The organism is Micromonospora sp. NPDC005197, assembly GCF_040608295.1.
Classification (GTDB): domain Bacteria; phylum Actinomycetota; class Actinomycetes; order Mycobacteriales; family Micromonosporaceae; genus Micromonospora.
In genome coordinates this window covers 40,599-56,615 of sequence record NZ_JBEXHY010000031.1, presented here as the reverse complement: position 1 = coordinate 56,615, position 16,017 = coordinate 40,599, and the positions used below count along the sequence as shown (strand labels likewise).

At 72.5% G+C, this 16,017-nt stretch carries 16 protein-coding genes; 3 read left to right on the top strand and 13 right to left on the bottom strand.

Translation table 11 applies throughout. From position 1 onward, the window contains the following. Window positions 1–28 precede the first annotated feature (28 nt). From ABZU46_RS13790 to ABZU46_RS13780, 3 genes are all read right to left on the bottom strand, one after another. Window positions 29–1,720, bottom strand: a complete 1,692-nt coding sequence (locus ABZU46_RS13790) for a cation acetate symporter (protein ID WP_354857360.1) — start codon at window positions 1,718–1,720, stop codon at window positions 29–31. Then, the gene (locus ABZU46_RS13785) at window positions 1,698–2,063 is read right to left on the bottom strand and encodes a DUF485 domain-containing protein (RefSeq protein ID WP_234582629.1); all 366 of its coding nucleotides are present in this window, start codon (window positions 2,061–2,063) and stop codon (window positions 1,698–1,700) included. The genes ABZU46_RS13790 and ABZU46_RS13785 overlap by 23 nt, the downstream gene beginning before the upstream one ends. Window positions 2,064–2,240: 177 nt before the next feature. Then, window positions 2,241–2,993 (bottom strand): flavin reductase family protein, encoded by a 753-nt coding sequence (locus tag ABZU46_RS13780; RefSeq protein WP_354857369.1) that lies wholly within the window; start codon window positions 2,991–2,993, stop codon window positions 2,241–2,243. 462 nt (window positions 2,994–3,455) lie between these two features. Between ABZU46_RS13780 and ABZU46_RS13775 the strand changes: the two genes are divergently transcribed. Further along, window positions 3,456–4,241: a helix-turn-helix transcriptional regulator gene (locus ABZU46_RS13775; RefSeq protein ID WP_354857357.1), complete on the top strand. Its 786-nt coding sequence runs from the start codon at window positions 3,456–3,458 to the stop codon at window positions 4,239–4,241. Beyond that, window positions 4,238–4,453: a DUF397 domain-containing protein gene (locus tag ABZU46_RS13770; protein ID WP_354857355.1), complete on the top strand. Its 216-nt coding sequence runs from the start codon at window positions 4,238–4,240 to the stop codon at window positions 4,451–4,453. The genes ABZU46_RS13775 and ABZU46_RS13770 overlap by 4 nt, the downstream gene beginning before the upstream one ends. On the opposite strand, the gene ABZU46_RS13765 is transcribed toward ABZU46_RS13770, so the two are convergent. The 5 genes from ABZU46_RS13765 to ABZU46_RS13745 form a co-directional block, all read right to left on the bottom strand. Continuing rightward, window positions 4,450–6,153: an ABC transporter permease gene (locus ABZU46_RS13765; RefSeq protein WP_354857353.1), complete on the bottom strand. Its 1,704-nt coding sequence runs from the start codon at window positions 6,151–6,153 to the stop codon at window positions 4,450–4,452. The two genes, ABZU46_RS13770 and ABZU46_RS13765, sit on opposite strands and share 4 nt — an antisense overlap. Then, the gene (locus ABZU46_RS13760) at window positions 6,138–6,902 is read right to left on the bottom strand and encodes an ABC transporter ATP-binding protein (protein ID WP_266247300.1); all 765 of its coding nucleotides are present in this window, start codon (window positions 6,900–6,902) and stop codon (window positions 6,138–6,140) included. Before ABZU46_RS13760 ends, ABZU46_RS13765 begins: the two co-directional genes overlap by 16 nt. A gap of 207 nt (window positions 6,903–7,109) precedes the next feature. Beyond that, window positions 7,110–8,750: a cation acetate symporter gene (locus ABZU46_RS13755; protein ID WP_354857351.1), complete on the bottom strand. Its 1,641-nt coding sequence runs from the start codon at window positions 8,748–8,750 to the stop codon at window positions 7,110–7,112. Window position 8,751: 1 nt separating this feature from the next. Then, window positions 8,752–9,165, bottom strand: coding sequence for a hypothetical protein (locus ABZU46_RS13750; protein ID WP_354857349.1), 414 nt, complete (start codon window positions 9,163–9,165; stop codon window positions 8,752–8,754). A 44-nt stretch (window positions 9,166–9,209) separates the two neighbouring features. Next, complete coding sequence (locus tag ABZU46_RS13745; protein WP_354857346.1) at window positions 9,210–10,553, bottom strand: DUF4173 domain-containing protein; 1,344 nt, start codon at window positions 10,551–10,553, stop codon at window positions 9,210–9,212. A gap of 82 nt (window positions 10,554–10,635) precedes the next feature. On the opposite strand from ABZU46_RS13745, the gene ABZU46_RS13740 reads away from it, so the two are divergent. Next, window positions 10,636–11,262 carry a hypothetical protein gene (locus ABZU46_RS13740; RefSeq protein ID WP_354857343.1) on the top strand — a complete coding sequence of 209 codons (627 nt, stop codon included), beginning with the start codon at window positions 10,636–10,638 and terminating at the stop codon, window positions 11,260–11,262. Between the two features lie 91 nt (window positions 11,263–11,353). Here ABZU46_RS13740 and ABZU46_RS13735 read toward each other — a convergent pair whose 3' ends face one another. The 5 genes from ABZU46_RS13735 to ABZU46_RS13715 all read right to left on the bottom strand — a co-directional run bounded on the left by ABZU46_RS13735 (window position 11,354) and on the right by ABZU46_RS13715 (window position 15,986). Next, entirely contained in the window at window positions 11,354–12,430 is a 1,077-nt protein-coding gene (locus ABZU46_RS13735) for a HAMP domain-containing sensor histidine kinase (RefSeq protein ID WP_354857341.1), read from the bottom strand. Beyond that, window positions 12,427–13,104, bottom strand: a complete 678-nt coding sequence (locus tag ABZU46_RS13730; RefSeq protein WP_266247291.1) for a response regulator transcription factor — start codon at window positions 13,102–13,104, stop codon at window positions 12,427–12,429. The genes ABZU46_RS13735 and ABZU46_RS13730 overlap by 4 nt, the downstream gene beginning before the upstream one ends. Window positions 13,105–13,276: 172 nt before the next feature. Next, entirely contained in the window at window positions 13,277–13,939 is a 663-nt protein-coding gene (locus ABZU46_RS13725) for a DUF5701 family protein (protein WP_354857339.1), read from the bottom strand. 65 nt (window positions 13,940–14,004) lie between these two features. Continuing rightward, window positions 14,005–14,763 carry a LytTR family DNA-binding domain-containing protein gene (locus ABZU46_RS13720; RefSeq protein ID WP_053651534.1) on the bottom strand — a complete coding sequence of 253 codons (759 nt, stop codon included), beginning with the start codon at window positions 14,761–14,763 and terminating at the stop codon, window positions 14,005–14,007. Further along, window positions 14,760–15,986, bottom strand: coding sequence for a histidine kinase (locus ABZU46_RS13715; RefSeq protein ID WP_354857335.1), 1,227 nt, complete (start codon window positions 15,984–15,986; stop codon window positions 14,760–14,762). Before ABZU46_RS13715 ends, ABZU46_RS13720 begins: the two co-directional genes overlap by 4 nt. Window positions 15,987–16,017 lie beyond the last annotated feature (31 nt).

The window sequence follows — 16,017 nt, the reverse complement described above, 5'->3', positions numbered from 1 at the left end:
GGCGTCAACAGGGGGCCCGTGCCGCGGGTCAGTGGGCGCCCGAACCGGTGAGGGCGCGCACCTCCAGCTCCGCGTACTTCGCCTCGTCGTTCTCCTTCGAGATGAGGGTGCCGATCCACCCGCACAGGAAGCCGAACGGGATGGAGAGGATGCCCGGGTTGGACAGCGGGAACCACTGCCAGTCGTGGTCCGGGAACATCGACGTCGCCGCGCCCGAGACCACCGGCGAGAAGAACACCAGCAGCACGGCCGAGAGCAGACCGCCGTAGATCGCCCACACCGCGCCGGAGGTGTTGAACCGCCGCCAGAACAGGCTGTAGAGGATCGCCGGCAGGTTGCCCGAGGCGGCGACCGCGAAGGCCAGCGCCACGAGGAACGCCACGTTGAGGTTCTGCGCGTAGATCGACAGGAGGATGGAGATCGCGCCGATCACCAGGGCGGAGATCCGGGCGACCCGTACCTCCTGGCGCTCCGACGTCTCGCCCTTCTTCAGGACGTTCGCGTAGAAGTCGTGCGCCAGGCTGGACGAGGAGGCCAGGGTCAACCCGGCGACCACCGCCAGGATGGTGGCGAAGGCGACCGCCGCGATGATCGCGAGCAGGGCCGCTCCACCGAGGTCGCCGCCGAAGAAGTCGATGCCGAGCGCCTCGGCCAGCTGCGGCGCGGCCGTGTTGCCGGCCTTGTCCTGCGCGGTGATCGCCTTGCTGCCCACCAGCGCCGCCGCACCGAAGCCGAGGGCCAGGGTGAGCAGGTAGAAGGTGCCGATGATGCCGATGGCCCAGAGCACGCTCTTGCGGGCCGCCTTGGCGGTCGGCACGGTGTAGAAGCGGATCAGGATGTGCGGCAGGCCGGCCGTGCCGAGCACCAGCGCGATGCCGAGCGACAGCAGGTCGACCTTGTTGTAGAAGGTCTGTGTCGCGTTACCCGCCACCTCGACGCCGTAGCGCAACCCCGGTTCGAGGAACGCGCTGCCCTTGCCCGAGGACGCGGCGGCGTCGCCGAGCAGCGACGACAGGTTGAACTTGTACTTCGCCAGCACCAGGATGGTCATCAGCAGCGCGCCGGTCATCAGCAGGAACGCCTTGACGATCTGCACGTAGGTGGTGCCCTTCATGCCACCCACGGTCACGTAGATGATCATCAGAGCGCCGACCATGATGATGGTCGCCACCTTGGCGGTGGCCGCGTCCATGCCGAGGAAGGTCGTTCCCGGCTTGATGCCGAGCAGCAGCGCGACCAGCGCGCCGGCGCCCACCATCTGGGCCAGCAGGTAGAAGATCGACACCGTGATGGTGGAGACCGCCGCCGCCGTCCGCACCGGACGCTGACGCATCCGGAAGGCCAGCACGTCGGCCATCGTGTACCGGCCGGAGTTGCGCAGCAGTTCGGCGACCAGCAGGAGCGCCACCAGCCAGGCGACCAGGAAGCCGATCGAGTAGAGGAAGCCGTCGTAGCCGTAGAGGGCGATGATGCCGGCGATGCCGAGGAACGAGGCGGCGGACATGTAGTCGCCGCCGATCGCCATGCCGTTCTGGAAGCCGGAGAAGGAACGACCGCCCGCGTAGAAGTCGGTCGCCGTCTTCGTCTGCCGGCTGGCCCAGATGGTGATGCCCAGGGTCACCGCCACGAACACCAGGAACAACGTGATCGTCAGGTTGCGGGCCGTGTGGTTGCCGGCCTCGGCCGCGAGGAGCGGATTAGCCACGAGGACCGTCTTCATGGGTCACCTCCCCGATCTCGGCACGGATCCGGTCGGCGACCGGGTCGATCTTCCGGTCCGCGTACCGGGAGTAGAGCCAGGCGATCACGAACGTGGAGACGAACTGGAGCAGGCCGAAGACCAGCGCGACATTGATGTTGCTGCCGAACAGCTTCGTGCCCATGAAGTCCCGGGCGTACGCGGAGAGAATGACGTAGAGCGCATACCACAGGAAGAACGCGACGGTCATCGGGAAGACGAAGCCGCGTAGCGCGCGGCGCAGCCCGGCGAACTCGTCCGACCGTTGCACGGCCAGGTACTTGTCCGGCTGGGAAGCGGTCGGCGCGGGTGTGTCCGTGGACATCTGTGGATCACCACCTTCACAGGCGTCGGGGGTAGTTTCGCGCACCGTAGAGAGCACGCTCCCCGACGGGGAAGGCCGAGATCGACCCTGGTCGTCGAGTGCGCCGAGCGGTTGGCTGGCTGCGCCGAGTGACCCAGGTCACTCCGGTGACCGGTCGGTCCGGATGAGCCGCTCAGGTCAGCCCGGCAGCTCGTGGTAGCGCCCCCGGTAGTGCAGCAGCGGCGTGGCCTCCTCGGCCAGGTCGACGACCTCGATGGTGGCCTCCACCAGCAGACCCCAGCCGTACTCTCGGGCGGTGTCCAGGCGGCAGCCCACCCAGCCGCCGGCGTCGGTCGGCACCGGCCCGTAGGGCGTCTCGGTCCACGTGCCGGTGGCGAACAGCCCACCCGGGGCGGGAAAGAGGCCGGCGAACCGGTCGGCGAGCTGGCGGTGCGCCGGGCCGAGCGGCGCGACCGCGAACCGTCCCGCCTCCTCGACAGCGGCCCAGAGGTCGGACTCGGCGTCGATCAACCCGAGCAGCCGGTCCGGCTCCCCCTCGGCGACCAGGGTGGACGAGACGGTCAGGCCCGCCGGGCCGGGCGCCGTCCAGAGGGTCACCGGCGCGGCGAGCCGGCCCCGCAGCCGGCGGACCGGCGACCGCTGCCCGGTCGGCACCGCGAACGGGTCGGTGTGGTGGATCTCGGCACCCGGCTCATGATTCACGTGAAACATTGTGCCGCCCCGGCCCCGCGCCCAACCCAGGAAGCGCTCGTGCAGGTCGGCGGGTCGCCCGTTGAGCCGGGCCAGCTGATCGCCCGCCTCCACCATCAGAGTGCCCAGGTAGACCAGCAGCGCGGTGCGGTCGTACCGGTAGTCGGCGAGCAGCGCCAGCCGCGCCGGCTGGCACGGCCAAGGCGCGCCGCAGCCCCGACACCGCCACAGCGGCCGCATCGGCACGTGCGGCCGACTCACCACGGCCCTCCGTTCGCCAGCACCGGCAGCACCCGCCGGCCTTCGCGCGCTCTGGGCGGAGGACGGCTCGCTGTGGTGTCCGGCGTCGGGGCGCGACATGCCGCGCCCCGGCCCGCGCCGCCCCGGGCGCCGCCCGTCGGCCGCGCGCCCGCCGGTGGCCGATCCGGCACGGCCGTCGACACCACGGCCTTCCTCCTGAAGTACGACCACCGCGCCCCGTTCCCACCGAGGACTGACCCGATCATGAGCGATCCCCTCCCAGTCGACGAGGGCCGCCCCGATCGGGGGATGACCGGGGCGGCCCGACGCAGGACCGACCGCCGGGACGTCGCCTCCACCGGCCGGGCCGCGCGTTCTCCACCCTGGACTCCCGGCTGCGGGCAGGGGAGGATTCCAGGGCTTACTACGCAGCGCGGTCACGTACTTACCGGGAAGGTAAGGATGAACATCGAGATGTGGGTACGGGCGTTGAAGGCCGCCCGGGCGGGTGCCGAGGTTTCCCAGGAAGCACTGGCGACCGTGATCAGGTGGAGTCCGTCCACGGTGGCCGCCATCGAGACCGGCCGACGCCGGCCGACCATGGAGTTCGCGGTCGCCGCGGACGACGCTCTCGCCACCGGCGGCCTCCTCGCCGAACTCCTCAGGGCCGCCGACCAGGAACGCGGTCCGTCCTGGTTCGCGCAGTGGCGCGAATACGAGCAGCGAGCCCTGCGCTTGCGCGCCTTCGAGGCGTGCCTGGTCCCCGGACTGCTCCAGACCGAGGCGTATGCCCGCGCCGTTATCTCGGCGGGTGGACTACATCCGCCGAACATGGTCGACGAGCTTGTTGCAGTCCGGCTGGAACGTCAGAAGCTGCTGGTCCGGGAGGTGCCGCCGCACTGCGTCTTCCTGGTGGACGAGACGGGCCTTCGTCGCCCCGTCGGTGGGCCTGCGGTGCTCGACGCCCAGCTCGGTCGACTGCAGGAAGTGGCAGACCTGCCATTCGTCCGGCTGCACGTCATTCCACTGGCGGTGGGCGAGCATGTCGGGCTCGGTGGTGGCTTTGTGCTCGCCGATCTGCCGGACCGGGACAGGGCGCTCTACCTGGAGAATGCCGTCCGGGGACACGTCATGGACGACCCGGAAATGATCGCCTTGATCGATCGCAAGTGGGATAGCCTGCTCGGCGAAGCACTGTCCACCGGCGCCTCGCTGGATTTGATCCGGAAGCTGAAGGTGACGCAATGACGATGAGCGAGCCAGGCTGGCGCACGTCGACCCGGTCGACCGACTCCGGCGGCAACTGCGTCGAGGTGGCGGACAATCTGCCCGGAGTCGTGCTGGTCCGGGACAGCAAGGATCGCTCCGGTCCGGCGCTCACCTTCGCTCCGGCCGCCTGGCGTGACTTCGTCGCCCAGGCCGCCCAGAGGGCCCACGGCACCGGTCGAAACGCCGGTTAACGACGCGGGGTGACCATGGCCAGCAGTTCCGGCTGACGGCGGTCCAGCACGTCACCGGCCAGGTACGCGCCCAGCAGCGCCGCCCCCAGCCCGTACGCCGCGCCGACCGGGAGGGCCAGCCAGAGCCAGGCGTCGCCGAGCAGCGCGGCGGCCACCACCATCGGCACCGCGACCACCGCCGTGGTGATCATGGACAGCAGGGTGAGCAGGCCCTTCGCCACGCCCGCGCCACTGTTCATCGCGAACGGGTTGCTCGTCTCCGGCAGCGCGTACGCCGCGAGCACCGAGACGAAACTGTTCACCGCCAACCCGACACCGTAGGTGGCGGCCAGGCTGCCCACCATCAGCCCGATCCATGCCGGTCGAGCGAGCAGCGCCGACAGCACCACCGCGACGACCGCCAGCATCGGCAGGACGTACAGCGAGAACGCGGTCATCCGCGCGCGCAGCTCGACCCGGCCGGGCACGCCGGCCACGACGTTCGCCGCGTACGCGTTGCCGTCGAAGCCGAACTGGTTGGCCAGGGTGACCGACGCGAGCACGCCGACGAAGAGCAGCGAGATGGTGACCACGACCGGCGAGCTGTCGCTGGTGGCCGCCGTGAACCCCGCGCCGTCCTCGGCCGCGAAGTCCCCGCCCGTGACATTGATCAACACGGGTACGAAGATGCCGACCACCGCGATCGTGATCAGGCTGGCCCGGCGACGGGCGTCCCGCCACCAGTAACGGGCCTCCCGGGCGACCAGCGCGCCGAACCGGTCCCGTCGGGCCCAGCCCGCGGCCCGGGGAAACAGTTGGGCGACCGCCCCACCGGTGACGCCGCGCTGGGCGGGGGCCTTGCCGGTGCTCGCCGTGCCCACCATCGCCGACTCCAGCGAGCGGGACCACCAGGCCAGCAGGGCGACGATCGCCGCCACCGTGATCAGCAGCTTGAGCGGGGCGGCCCACACCCGTCCCTGCGCCACGTCGATGCCGGCGGTCCAGGGTGCCCCGAACGGCGTCCACCCGAGCACCGTCGCGGCACCGGTCAGCCGGGTCCAGTCCGTCTCGCGCAGCGCCGCCAGGCCGAAGACCTGCAACGGACCGAGCAGCGCGGCGGCCACCGCCAGCAGCACGGCCGCCAGATCCCGCACCCGGCGGGACCGCAACATACTGGCGAATGCGCTGGTCACCGCCCGGCTGGCGGCCACGCAGAGCAACAACCCGGCGAGTACGCCGACCAGGGCCACCAGGCCGGCGGACCAGCCGCCCAACGCCCACGCGGTTAGCACCAACCCCAGCACGGCGACCGACATCGCCAGCACCGGCACGCTGACCAGCGCGGCGGCGAACAGGCCGGTGACCAGCGTGCGGCGCGGCAGCGGCAGCAGCGCGAACCGGGCCGGGTCCAGGGTCTCGTCCACGCCGAAGAAGACCAGGGGCAGCAGCAGCCAACCGAGCACCAGCAGGCCACCGCCGGCGGCCGCGACCAGCACCGCGTACCTGCCGTTGCCGGCCAGGCCCGGCGCGGCGAAGAGGAAGAAGGCGCTGGCCGCGAACCACAGCCCGACCAGCGCGCCACCGATGAACAGCGCGATCCGCCAGCCCTGACCCCGGAAGTTGTTGCCCATCACCCGCAGCTTGAGCCGCACGAAGTGCCGGGCGGAGACCGTCCGCGCCGGACCGGCGGGCGCGGCGGCGACGTTCACCGGGAGAGCCATGACAGCTCGTCACCGGTCGCGGTGCGCCCGCCGACCACCTCGACGAAGACCTGCTCCAGCGACCGGCCGCCGCGGACGTCAGCGATCGTGCCGACCCGCTTGATGGCCCCCTGGGCGAGGATAGCCACGTGCGAGCACAGCCGCTCGACGACCTCCATCACGTGACTGGAGAAGATCACCGTGCCACCGCCGGCCGCGTACCGGGTGAGGATGTCGCGGATCAGCGCCGCCGACACCGGGTCGACCGCCTCGAACGGCTCGTCCAGCACCAGCACCCGGGGGCCGTGCAGCAGCGCGCAGGCCAGGCCGATCTTCTTCTTCATGCCCGCCGAGTAGTCCACCACCAGCGTCCGGCCGGCGTCGCCGAGCGCCAGCACGTCGAGCAGTTCCGCAGCCCGCTGGTCGACCACGGCCGGGTCCATCCCCCGCAGCAGTCCGTGGTACGCCAGCAGCTCCGCACCGGTCAGCCGGTCGAACAGCCGTACCCCGTCGGGCATCACGCCGAGCAGCCGCTTGGCCGCGACCGGATCGCGCCAGACGTCCTGGCCGAGCACCCACGCCGAACCGGCGTCCGGCCGCAACAGCCCGACCGCCATCGACAGGGTGGTGGTCTTGCCGGCGCCGTTCGGGCCGAGCAGACCGTAGAAGGAGCCGGCCGGTACGTCCAGATCGACGCCCGCCACCGCGATCGTGCCGTCGAACCGCTTCGCCAGGCCACGCAGCGCGAGCGCGGGGTGCTCACCAGTCATGGGCCCGACGTTATCCGTCGATCGCCAGTTCCGCCGTCCGGCGGCGGATGGACCCGGGGTCATCCCCGAGTCGGAGTTCGTAGCCTTACAGCGCCGCCACCCCGCCCCGGTGAGCGTTGCCGTCGCCATATCGCCGAGGTGGGGCTGTGCAGACGTCCGGATGCCCCCACCTCGCCGATCTGGAGTGGATCAACTAGGCGCGCTGCCTCACAGGCGCAACGCTTCGGGGGTGTGCAGGCGCAGCATGGTGGCGGCGACGTCGGCCGGCGCCCGTCGGCGGGTCGCCATGGACACCGCGACCATCACGGTGAACGCCAGCGGCACCGTCCAGGCGGCAGGCTGCGCGGTGAGCGTGGCGGGCCAGCCCGACAGCGGCGGGCCGAGCACGGTGACCAGCACCGCCCCGATCGCCGCCCCGCCGCCGGCCAGCACACCGGCGGCGGCGCCCAGGTCGGTCAGCCCTCGCCACCAGATGCCGAGCACCAGCAGCGGGCAGAAGCTCGACGCGGCGACCGCGAAGGCCAACCCGACCACCTGGGACACGTCCAGCCCGGAGACGTGCAGGGCCAGCGCCGTCGGCACGCCCCCGGCGATGATGGTGGCCAGCCGGAAGCCGCGCACCGAGCCCCGGCCGAGCACGTCCGTCGAGATCACCCCGGCGACGCTGGTCAGCAGCCCCGACGAGGTGGAGAGGAAAGCCGCGAACGCTCCCGCCGCGACCAGCGCGGCGAGCAGCCGCCCGACCAGCCCGTCACCGAGGGCCGCGCCGGGCAGCAACACCACCACCGCGTCGGTCTGCCCGCTGACGAGCAGCTGCGGTGTGTAGATCCGGCCCAGCACCCCGTACAGGGTGGGCAGCAGATAGAAGGCACCGACCAGGGCCAGGACCACAAGCGTCGTCCGCCGCGCCGCCGCGCCGTCGGGGTTGGTGTAGAAACGGACCAGCACATGCGGCAGGCCCATCGTGCCGAGGAACGTGGCCAGGATCAGGGAGTACGTCCCGAACAGGCCCCGGTCGTCGTCGCCGGCCGCGCTGGGCAGCAACCAGTCCCCCGCGTCGGTGGCCACCCCGGACACCTCCGGCACCGGGTCACCGGCGGCGAAGGACAGCTCGTCGCCGGGGCGTACCTCTCGGATGTCGCCGTCGGCCAGGGTGAGGGTCGCGCGGTGCTCGACCACGACTGTGGTCGCGGCCCGGAACGTCGGCCCGTCGGGCGGCGTCACCGCCGGGCGGCCGTCGGCCTGCCACTGCAACGCCAGGAAGATCACCGGTACGGCGAGAGCGGTCAACTTGAGCCAGTACTGGAACGCCTGGACGAAGGTGATCGCCCGCATCCCGCCGAGCGCCACGTTCGCGGTGACCACGGCGGCCACCAGAAGGGCGCCCACGGGGTACGGGGAGCCGGCCACCGTGGCCAGGGTGAGCCCGGCGCCCTGCAACTGCGGCACCAGGTAGAGCCAGCCGATGAAGATCACGAAAGCCGTGGCGAGGATGCGCAGGCGACGGGACCCCAGCCGCAGCTCGCAGAAGTCGGGCAGCGTGAACGCGCCGGAGCGGCGCAGCGGCGCGGCCACGAACAGCAGCAGGGCCAGGTAGCCGGCGGCGAACCCAACCGGATACCAGAGGACGTCCACGCCGTACTTGAGGACGAGGCCGGCGATGCCGAGGAAGCTCGCGGCCGACAGGTACTCCCCGCCGATGGCGGCGGCGTTCCAGGTCGGACTGATCGCCCGGGACGCGACCAGGAAGTCGGACGTGGTCCGTGCCAGCCGCAGCCCGTAGAAGCCGATCCCGACGGTGACCAGCGTGACCGCGACGATGGCCGGAACCACGTAGTCGTTGCCCACGTCAGCGCTCCGGCCGCTGCACCAGGTCGGTGAAGTCCTGCTCGTTGCGCTCGGCCAGCCGCACGTACGCCCAACCCACGGCGATCAGGAACGGGAACGAGACCAAGCCGAGCAGCAGCCAGGGCAGGTTGACGCCGGCCACGGTGGTCCGGCCGAGCGACGGTGCGATGGCGAACAGCCAGGGCAGCCCGCCCAGCCCGATGACGACCACCAGCGACAGCCGCAACGCCAGCGCGAGCTGGGCACGGACCAGGCCGCGAACCAGCGCCTCGCCGACCTGGGTCTGCTGGGCCAACTCGGCGCGGGTCCGCTCGGAGCGGGTGTCCCGCCGGGTGATGTCGGCCAACACGATCCGGGCGCGCCGGGGCGGCGGTACCGCACCGCCCGACCCCACGTCAGACAGTTGCTCGGCCACCCCGGCAGTCTTGCCCGCCCAGCGCGATTGTCAAGCGTTCGCGCTCACCAGCGCAGCTGAGCGGCACAGTTCGCCGCGCTGCTGGTCACCTGGGTCGCGTCCAGGACGGACCGGGCCCGTTCCCGGCCGAGGTTCGTCGCCCAAAAGCCGTCCTCGGGCAGCTCGAAGGCGATCCCCCGAAGCGCGCACGTCCGCATCGGCTCGGGCAGCCGGGCCAGGGCCGGTACGGCATCGGCCGACAGCCCGGAGAGGTAGGTGAGGTCGAGGCGGCCGGTTTCGAGGTACCTGTCGACGTTCCGGTCCGCGATCAGTCGGTCCGGGTTGACCAGGGCCAACCCCAGCAGCGCCAGCACCGCGGTGCCGATCACCAGTCGGGGCAGCCAGTCGGCCCGTAGCCGCGCCACCGCCACGCCGACCAGGACGAAGAGCACTCCGAGCGACAGCTCGACGGTCGCCACGAAGAGCCGCAGACGGGTGGCGCCGTACGCGTCGGCATAGACCTGCATGCGGTAGAGCGACGAGGCGACGACGACCAGGCTGAGTGCCGTGAGCACACCGAGCAGCACCCGGACCAGCAGCCGGTCGGCACCGGTGGCCTTCGGTGCCCGGCGGGCCGCGACGGCGATCACCAGCAGGGTGAGCGCGGTGACGGCGAGCAGTTGCCAGAACCCGCTCCGGGCGTACTCGGCGTAGGTGAGGCCGGCCGTACGCAACACGTGCCCCGCGCCTCCGAAGAACACGGTCAACTGCACCAGTACGAAGGCGGCGAACAGGGCGTCGAGCAGCACCAGCGGCAGGGCCCACTCCAGCCGGTGCACCGGCCGGCCCGGCTTCGCGCGCAGACTGTCCAGGTCGGGCGGCCGGCTGACCAGGTACGCGCCGCCGAGCAGGCCCAGGCCGATCAGCCCGAGGCGTACCACCCAGCCGACCACACCGCCCGGCGAGATGTCCGGCAGGAGGCCCGCCAGCAGATCGGCGAAGACCGCGTCGGCGGAGGAGAACAGCAGGCCGAACAGTGTCAGCAGACCGACCGAGATCGCCAGGCTGGTCACGATCCGCCCGATCCCGGGCCCGGACGAGCGGGTGCGGTGCAGCCCGCGTACCGCCCAGGGGAGCGCTCGGACCGTCGCGGCCGGCGGCAGCGTCACGGCCAGCAGCATCCCGAACGGGGTCCGGCCACCGGTCACCGCGAGCGTCGCGGTCACCGCGGCGGCGAGCAGGCAGAGCACGAAGAGCCAACCGGCGGCCCGGACCGTGCCGACGGCGATCAGCGCGACCGTCGCGGCAGCCCAGGCGACCTGCGCCGCCCGCCCCGGTGCCCCCGTGGCACCGGGACGGACGGTGGTCGCGGCCCCTGACGAAGCCGCCGCCGGGGTCGGACCCGGCACGGCGGTTGGAGCCGCCGGAGCGGTTGGACCCGGTGCAGCGGTTGCAGCCGGCACGGCGGTTGCAGCCGGTGCAGCGGTTGGCGTGGCCGCGGAGGGAGTCGGCGCAGCCGTCGCGGCTGGCGGGGCCGGCGTGGCCGCCGGTGGCCGTGCGGCGCTGGTGGCGGCAGTCGTGGCGGCGTCCGGAGTCGACGCGAGGGTGGTGGCTCCCGCAGTTGCGGCTGGCGTGCCGGCGGAGGTCGACTCGGCGGTGGCCGCAGCGGGCGCAGTGGTCAGCGGCGGTGCGCCCGGTGCGCTGGGCGGCAGTCCCGGTCGGGGATCCGGTGCAGGGGACGCGGCGCGTTCGGTCAGGTCGGTTGCGGCGGACGGCGTGCCGGACCGGACGACGACTTTGGCGGTGGCGAGCGCGGCGGTGGCCGCCAATGCGGCGACCAGCCAGCCCAATCCGGGCCGGACCACAGTCAGCACCGAGGCGCCGACGACCGCCGCCGCCGTCAACACGCCCAGGAGCAGCGGATGGGCGGTGCCGGTCGGCCCCGGCCAGCACCGCGCGAGCAGCGACGGTGGCCGTGGTCGGACGGGCTGGGCCGGCCAGGGTTGCGGTGGCCAGGGTTGGGGCCGGCCGGCCGTCGGCGGAGGCGTCGGCCCGGGGCCGACCCAGGCCTGGCCGGGCTGGGCGGCCTGGCCGGGCTGGGCGGCCTGGCCGGGCTGAGCGGGCTGGCCGGGCTGGGAGGCCTGGGCGGGCGGGGTGGGCTGCGGTCCGGTCGGTCCGGTGGCCGGTGCGGACGTGCTGCCGGGGCTGGTCATGCGGCCTCTTCTCGGTGTGGCCCGTTGCTCGGGATGGTGACCCGGATGCGGCAACCGGGCTGGGAGTTTCTGGCGGCTCCGGTCGGGTCGAGGACCCCGATCTGACCGCCGTGCAGTTCGACGACCCAGCGGGCGATGGCCAGGCCCAGGCCGGTCCCACCGCCGGCCGCCCGGTCGCCGCGGGTGAACCGCTCGAACACCCGGGAACGCTCGGCCGTTGGAATGCCCTGCCCCTCGTCGCTCACCTCGACGTGGAGTTGGCCGGCGTGTTCCTCGGCGCTCACCCGCACGGTGCCGCCGGGTGGGCTGTGCCGCGCCGCGTTGTCCAGCAGGTTCGCGAACACCTGGTGCAGCCGCCACGGGTCCGCGCGCACGGTCAGCGGCACCGCCAACTCGCGGAGTCGGAAGTCCACGTCGAGCCCCGCTCCGGCGGCGCTGGCGGTGGCGTGCTCCACCGCCTCGTCCAGGAAGTCCCCCACGTCAATGCGGACCCGGCGCAGCGGCACCACCCCGGCGTCGAGACGGGACAGGTCGAGCAGGTCGGCGACGAGATGGCCGAGCCGTTCGGTCTGGGACAGCGCCGCGCGCAGGGCCGCCGGCTCCGGCTCGGCCACCCCGTCCACCATGTTCTCCAGTACGCCCTGCAAGGCGGTGATCGGCGTACGCAGCTCGTGGGAGACGTTGGCGATCAGCTCGCGCCGGCGCTGGTCCGCCGCGTGCAGGTCCTCGGCCATCTTGTTGAACGCCTGGGCCAGCTCACCCACCTCGTCGCGGGAGGTGGCGCGCACCCGACGGGTGTAGTCGCCGCGGGCCATCGCCCCGGCGGCCGCCGTCATCTCGCGCAGCGGCGAGGTCATCCCGTGGGCGAGCACCTGCGAGGTGACCAGCGCGATGCAGATGACGGTGATCGACGTGCCCGGCGGGAGCCAGCCGATGCCGTACCAGAAGTAGCCGATGGCCACCGCCCAGGAGGCGACCAGCAGGACGCCGAGCTTCATCTTGATCGAGCGGACCGGGTCCAGCGGGCGAGGCAGCGCCCGGTCCAGCCAGTCCACCACCCGGTGGTTGGTCACGCGGGCACCTCCAGGGCGTACCCGACGCCGTGCACGGTCCGGATGAGATCGGCGCCGAGCTTGCGCCGCAGGGCCTTGACGTGGCTGTCCACGGTGCGGGTGCCGGTGCCTTCGGCCCAGCCCCACACGTCGGCGAGCAGCCGCTCCCGGGGAAGCACGGTGCGGGGCCGACCGGCGAGGTGGATCAGGAGGTCGAACTCGGTCGGTGTGAGGTGCACGTCCGCGCCGGAGCGCCGAACCCGCCGCTCGGCCTCGTTGATTTCGATGTCGCCGAGCCGGATGGCGGGTGGCGCGGGGGTCGCGGCCCGTTCCATCCGGCGCAGCAGCACGTGTACGCGGGCAGCCAGCTCGCGCATCGAGAACGGCTTGGTGAGGTAGTCGTCCGCGCCGACCGCGAGCCCGACCAGCAGATCGGTCTCGTCGTCGCGGGCGGTGAGCATCAGCACCGGCACCGGCCGGACGGCCTGGATCCGCCGGCACACCTCCAGGCCGTCGAAGCCGGGCAGCATCACGTCGAGGACGACGAGGTCCGGCTGGCCGGTCCGGAACCGCTCGACCGCGCTGGGGCCGTCCGTGGCGATCTCCACGGCGAAACCCTCGGCGCGGAGTCGGGCGGCGACCGACTCGGCGATGGTGCGTTCGTCCTCGACGACCAGGACCCGGCGTTCCTTCATGGGGTCTGACTGTAGGGAGCCACCGTGGAGATCAGTGGGTGGCATTGTGAATAACCTGTGGAGAACGGTTCACCCCTGTGGATAACCCGAGGGCCATGACAGGTGGCCTCGGCGAACCCCCGAGCCTCCTTGTGGACGACCGAGCGAGCCGTCGGGGTGGCCCGTGCGCCGGTTACTCCAGGCCGACGCGTACCGGGCGGGCCGAGGCGGAGCCGAGCCAGGTGTGCGGATTGCCGTACCAGCACCAGCCCAGCTTCGGGGCGCCCTGGCTGATCCACAGGGCGGGCACCCGCTTGTCACCGCACCGGGAGCCGACCAGCGAGAAGCACCTGTTGCTGGCCAGCGCCTCCGGATGAAGCGTGATGAAGGCGAGCCCCTCGTCGATGGTGAGCGGCAGCCGATCCTGGGCGGTCATGCCCTCCATCGCCGCGGCCGGGGCGAGGTTGCGGAACTCCTCGCCCCGGTCGACGTCGAAGAGCAGGTACGCCGGCCCGGCGGGCACCTCCAGCTCCTTGATCGGGTCGAAGCGCGGCAGGTCGCCCTCGGCGTAGTGCCGGTCGAGGAAGCCGGGCTTGCGCTTGCCGGCCAGGGTGGTGAGCGCGAGCCGGGGCTCCACCCCGACCAGGTCCCGCGTGACGACCAGCAGGAACGGCACCTGGGCGTCGGTGGGCGCGGGCAGGCCGGCGGCGCCGTCGACCGCGCGGGCCCGCAGCGGCGCGACCAGGTCACGGAAGGCGCTCTCGGGCATCCCGGCCAGGGCCGGATAGCCCAGTCGCACCAGGTGGTCGAGTTGGCGGTCGAACTCGGTCTCGGCGTCGAACGGAGTCTCGTGCACGGCGGCCTCCCGGTTGTCGTATCGGCTATCGTACAACGTACGGGAGGGCCGGGAGCTTTCCCGCCTCAGCGACTCCAGTCCTGCTTCGCCGCCCTGACCAGCTTGTCCTTCAGCTCCCGGGTGTGCCGTCGGCTCACCGGCAGCTCGGTGGAGTCGACCACCACCACGTACCCGGAGTTCACCAGGCGCAGCTCCGCGATCAACTTCAACTGCACCAGGTACGACCGGTGCACCCGGACGAAACCGGCGTCCGCCCACCGCTCGGCGAGCGTGGCCAGCGAAACCCGCACCAGGTGCGACCCCTCGGCGGTGTGCAGCCGGGCGTAATCGCCCTGCGCCTCCACCCAGCGCACCGCCGAGCGCGGCAGCATCCGGGTGGTGCCGGCCAACTCGATCGGGATGGTCGGGTCCTCCTCGGCCCGGGCCAGCGCCGCCGGATGCGACGGCACCACCCGCGAGCCGATCACCCGGCGCAGCGACTCGGCCAGCCGTTCGGCGCGTACCGGTTTGCGCACGTAGTCCGTGGCACCCAGGTCGAACGCGTCCACCGCCCCGTCGTCGTACGCGGTCACGAACACGATCGCCGGCGGCCGGGCGAACCGGCGCAGCACCCGGGCCAGCTCCATGCCGTCCAGGCCGGGCATCCGGATGTCCAGGAAGACCACGTCCACGTCACCGTCGCGTAGCAGCCGCAGCGCCTCGGTGGCGTCCCCGGCGGTGTGCAGGCGGGCCACCCGGGGGTCGGCCCGCAGGTGGTACGCCAACTCGTCGAGCGCGGGCGGCTCGTCGTCCACCGCCAGCACCCGCAGGAAGCCGGTGGTCACGAGCCGGCCCGTACGCCCGGGTGGAACTTCGGCACCCGCATGCTCACCCGGGTGCCCGAGCCCAGCCCGGTCTCGACGACCAGACCGAAGCGGTCCCCGAAGACCGACCGCAGTCGCTCGTCGACGTTGGAGAGGCCGACGTGCTGACCCGGGTCGTCCCCCGGGTCGCCGGTGCTGCGGGCCAGCTCGGCGATGCCGGCGGTAAGCGTGGTCGGATCCATTCCCACCCCGTCGTCCTCCACCGTGATGTGGCATTCGGCGCCCGCGTCCCGGGCCTCGATGCTCACCATGCCCGTGCCCGGCTTGCGGGACAACCCGTGCCGGACGGCGTTCTCCACCAGCGGCTGAAGGCAGAGGAACGGGAGCGTCACCGGCAGCACCTCCGGGGCGATCTGCAACCGCACCTGCAACCGGTCCCCGAACCGGGCCCGCTCGATCGTCAGGTACCGGTCGATCGACCGCAGCTCCTCGGCCAGCGTGGTGAACTCCCCGTGCGCCCGGAACGAGTACCTGGTGAACTCCGCGAACTCCAGGATCAACTCCCGGGCCCGCTCCGGGTCGGTGCGGACGAACGAGCCGATCGCGGTCAACGCGTTGTAGATGAAGTGCGGGCTGATCTGCGCCCGCAACGCCCGGACCTCCGCTCTCGCCAGCCGCTCCCGTGACGAGTCCAGCTCGGCCAGGGCGAGCTGGTTGCCCGCCCAGTGCGCCGTCTCCAGGGTGGCCTGGACCAGTCCCGGCGCCGGCACGCCGTCGGCGATCGCCACCAGTGCGCCGACCACGCGGGCGTCCGCCCCGTGCAGGGGCGCGACCACCGCCCCGCGGATCGGGCAGTCGACCCGGTCGCACCGCAGGTCGGACTCCCCGAGCACCGTCGAGCGCCCGGTGGCCACCGAGCGTTGGGCCGCCGCGAGCAGTTGCTCACCGTGGTGCGTGCCGCGCCCGTCGAGGGCGAGCACCTCGTCGGCGTCGGTGAGCGCCAGCCCGACCGCGCCCACCAGGGCCCGCAGATGGCGTACGGCCTTCGTCGCGCCCGCCGCGCTCAGCCCCGCCCGCAACGGCTCGGCGGCCAGCCCGGCGGTGTGCAGCACCTCGTAGGTGGCCCGTTGGGTGGCGGTGGCGATGCCGCGCCGGGCGCGCAGCCGCAGCACCGCCAGCAGGGCCGCGGTGAGCGCGGTGACCAGCGAGACGACGCCGACGACGGCGGAGAGGTTGCCACCCACGCAGCGATCCTGACGGCTCGCGGCCCTCCGC

Coding starts and splice junctions, on each gene's coding strand:
- ABZU46_RS13790 (WP_354857360.1), bottom strand. CDS start 1,720: ATGAAGACGGTCCTCGTGGCTAATCCGCTCCTCGCGGCCGAGGCCGGC.
- ABZU46_RS13785 (WP_234582629.1), bottom strand. CDS start 2,063: ATGTCCACGGACACACCCGCGCCGACCGCTTCCCAGCCGGACAAGTAC.
- ABZU46_RS13780 (WP_354857369.1), bottom strand. CDS start 2,993: ATGCGGCCGCTGTGGCGGTGTCGGGGCTGCGGCGCGCCTTGGCCGTGC.
- ABZU46_RS13775 (WP_354857357.1), top strand. CDS start 3,456: ATGAACATCGAGATGTGGGTACGGGCGTTGAAGGCCGCCCGGGCGGGT.
- ABZU46_RS13770 (WP_354857355.1), top strand. CDS start 4,238: ATGACGATGAGCGAGCCAGGCTGGCGCACGTCGACCCGGTCGACCGAC.
- ABZU46_RS13765 (WP_354857353.1), bottom strand. CDS start 6,153: ATGGCTCTCCCGGTGAACGTCGCCGCCGCGCCCGCCGGTCCGGCGCGG.
- ABZU46_RS13760 (WP_266247300.1), bottom strand. CDS start 6,902: ATGACTGGTGAGCACCCCGCGCTCGCGCTGCGTGGCCTGGCGAAGCGG.
- ABZU46_RS13730 (WP_266247291.1), bottom strand. CDS start 13,104: ATGAAGGAACGCCGGGTCCTGGTCGTCGAGGACGAACGCACCATCGCC.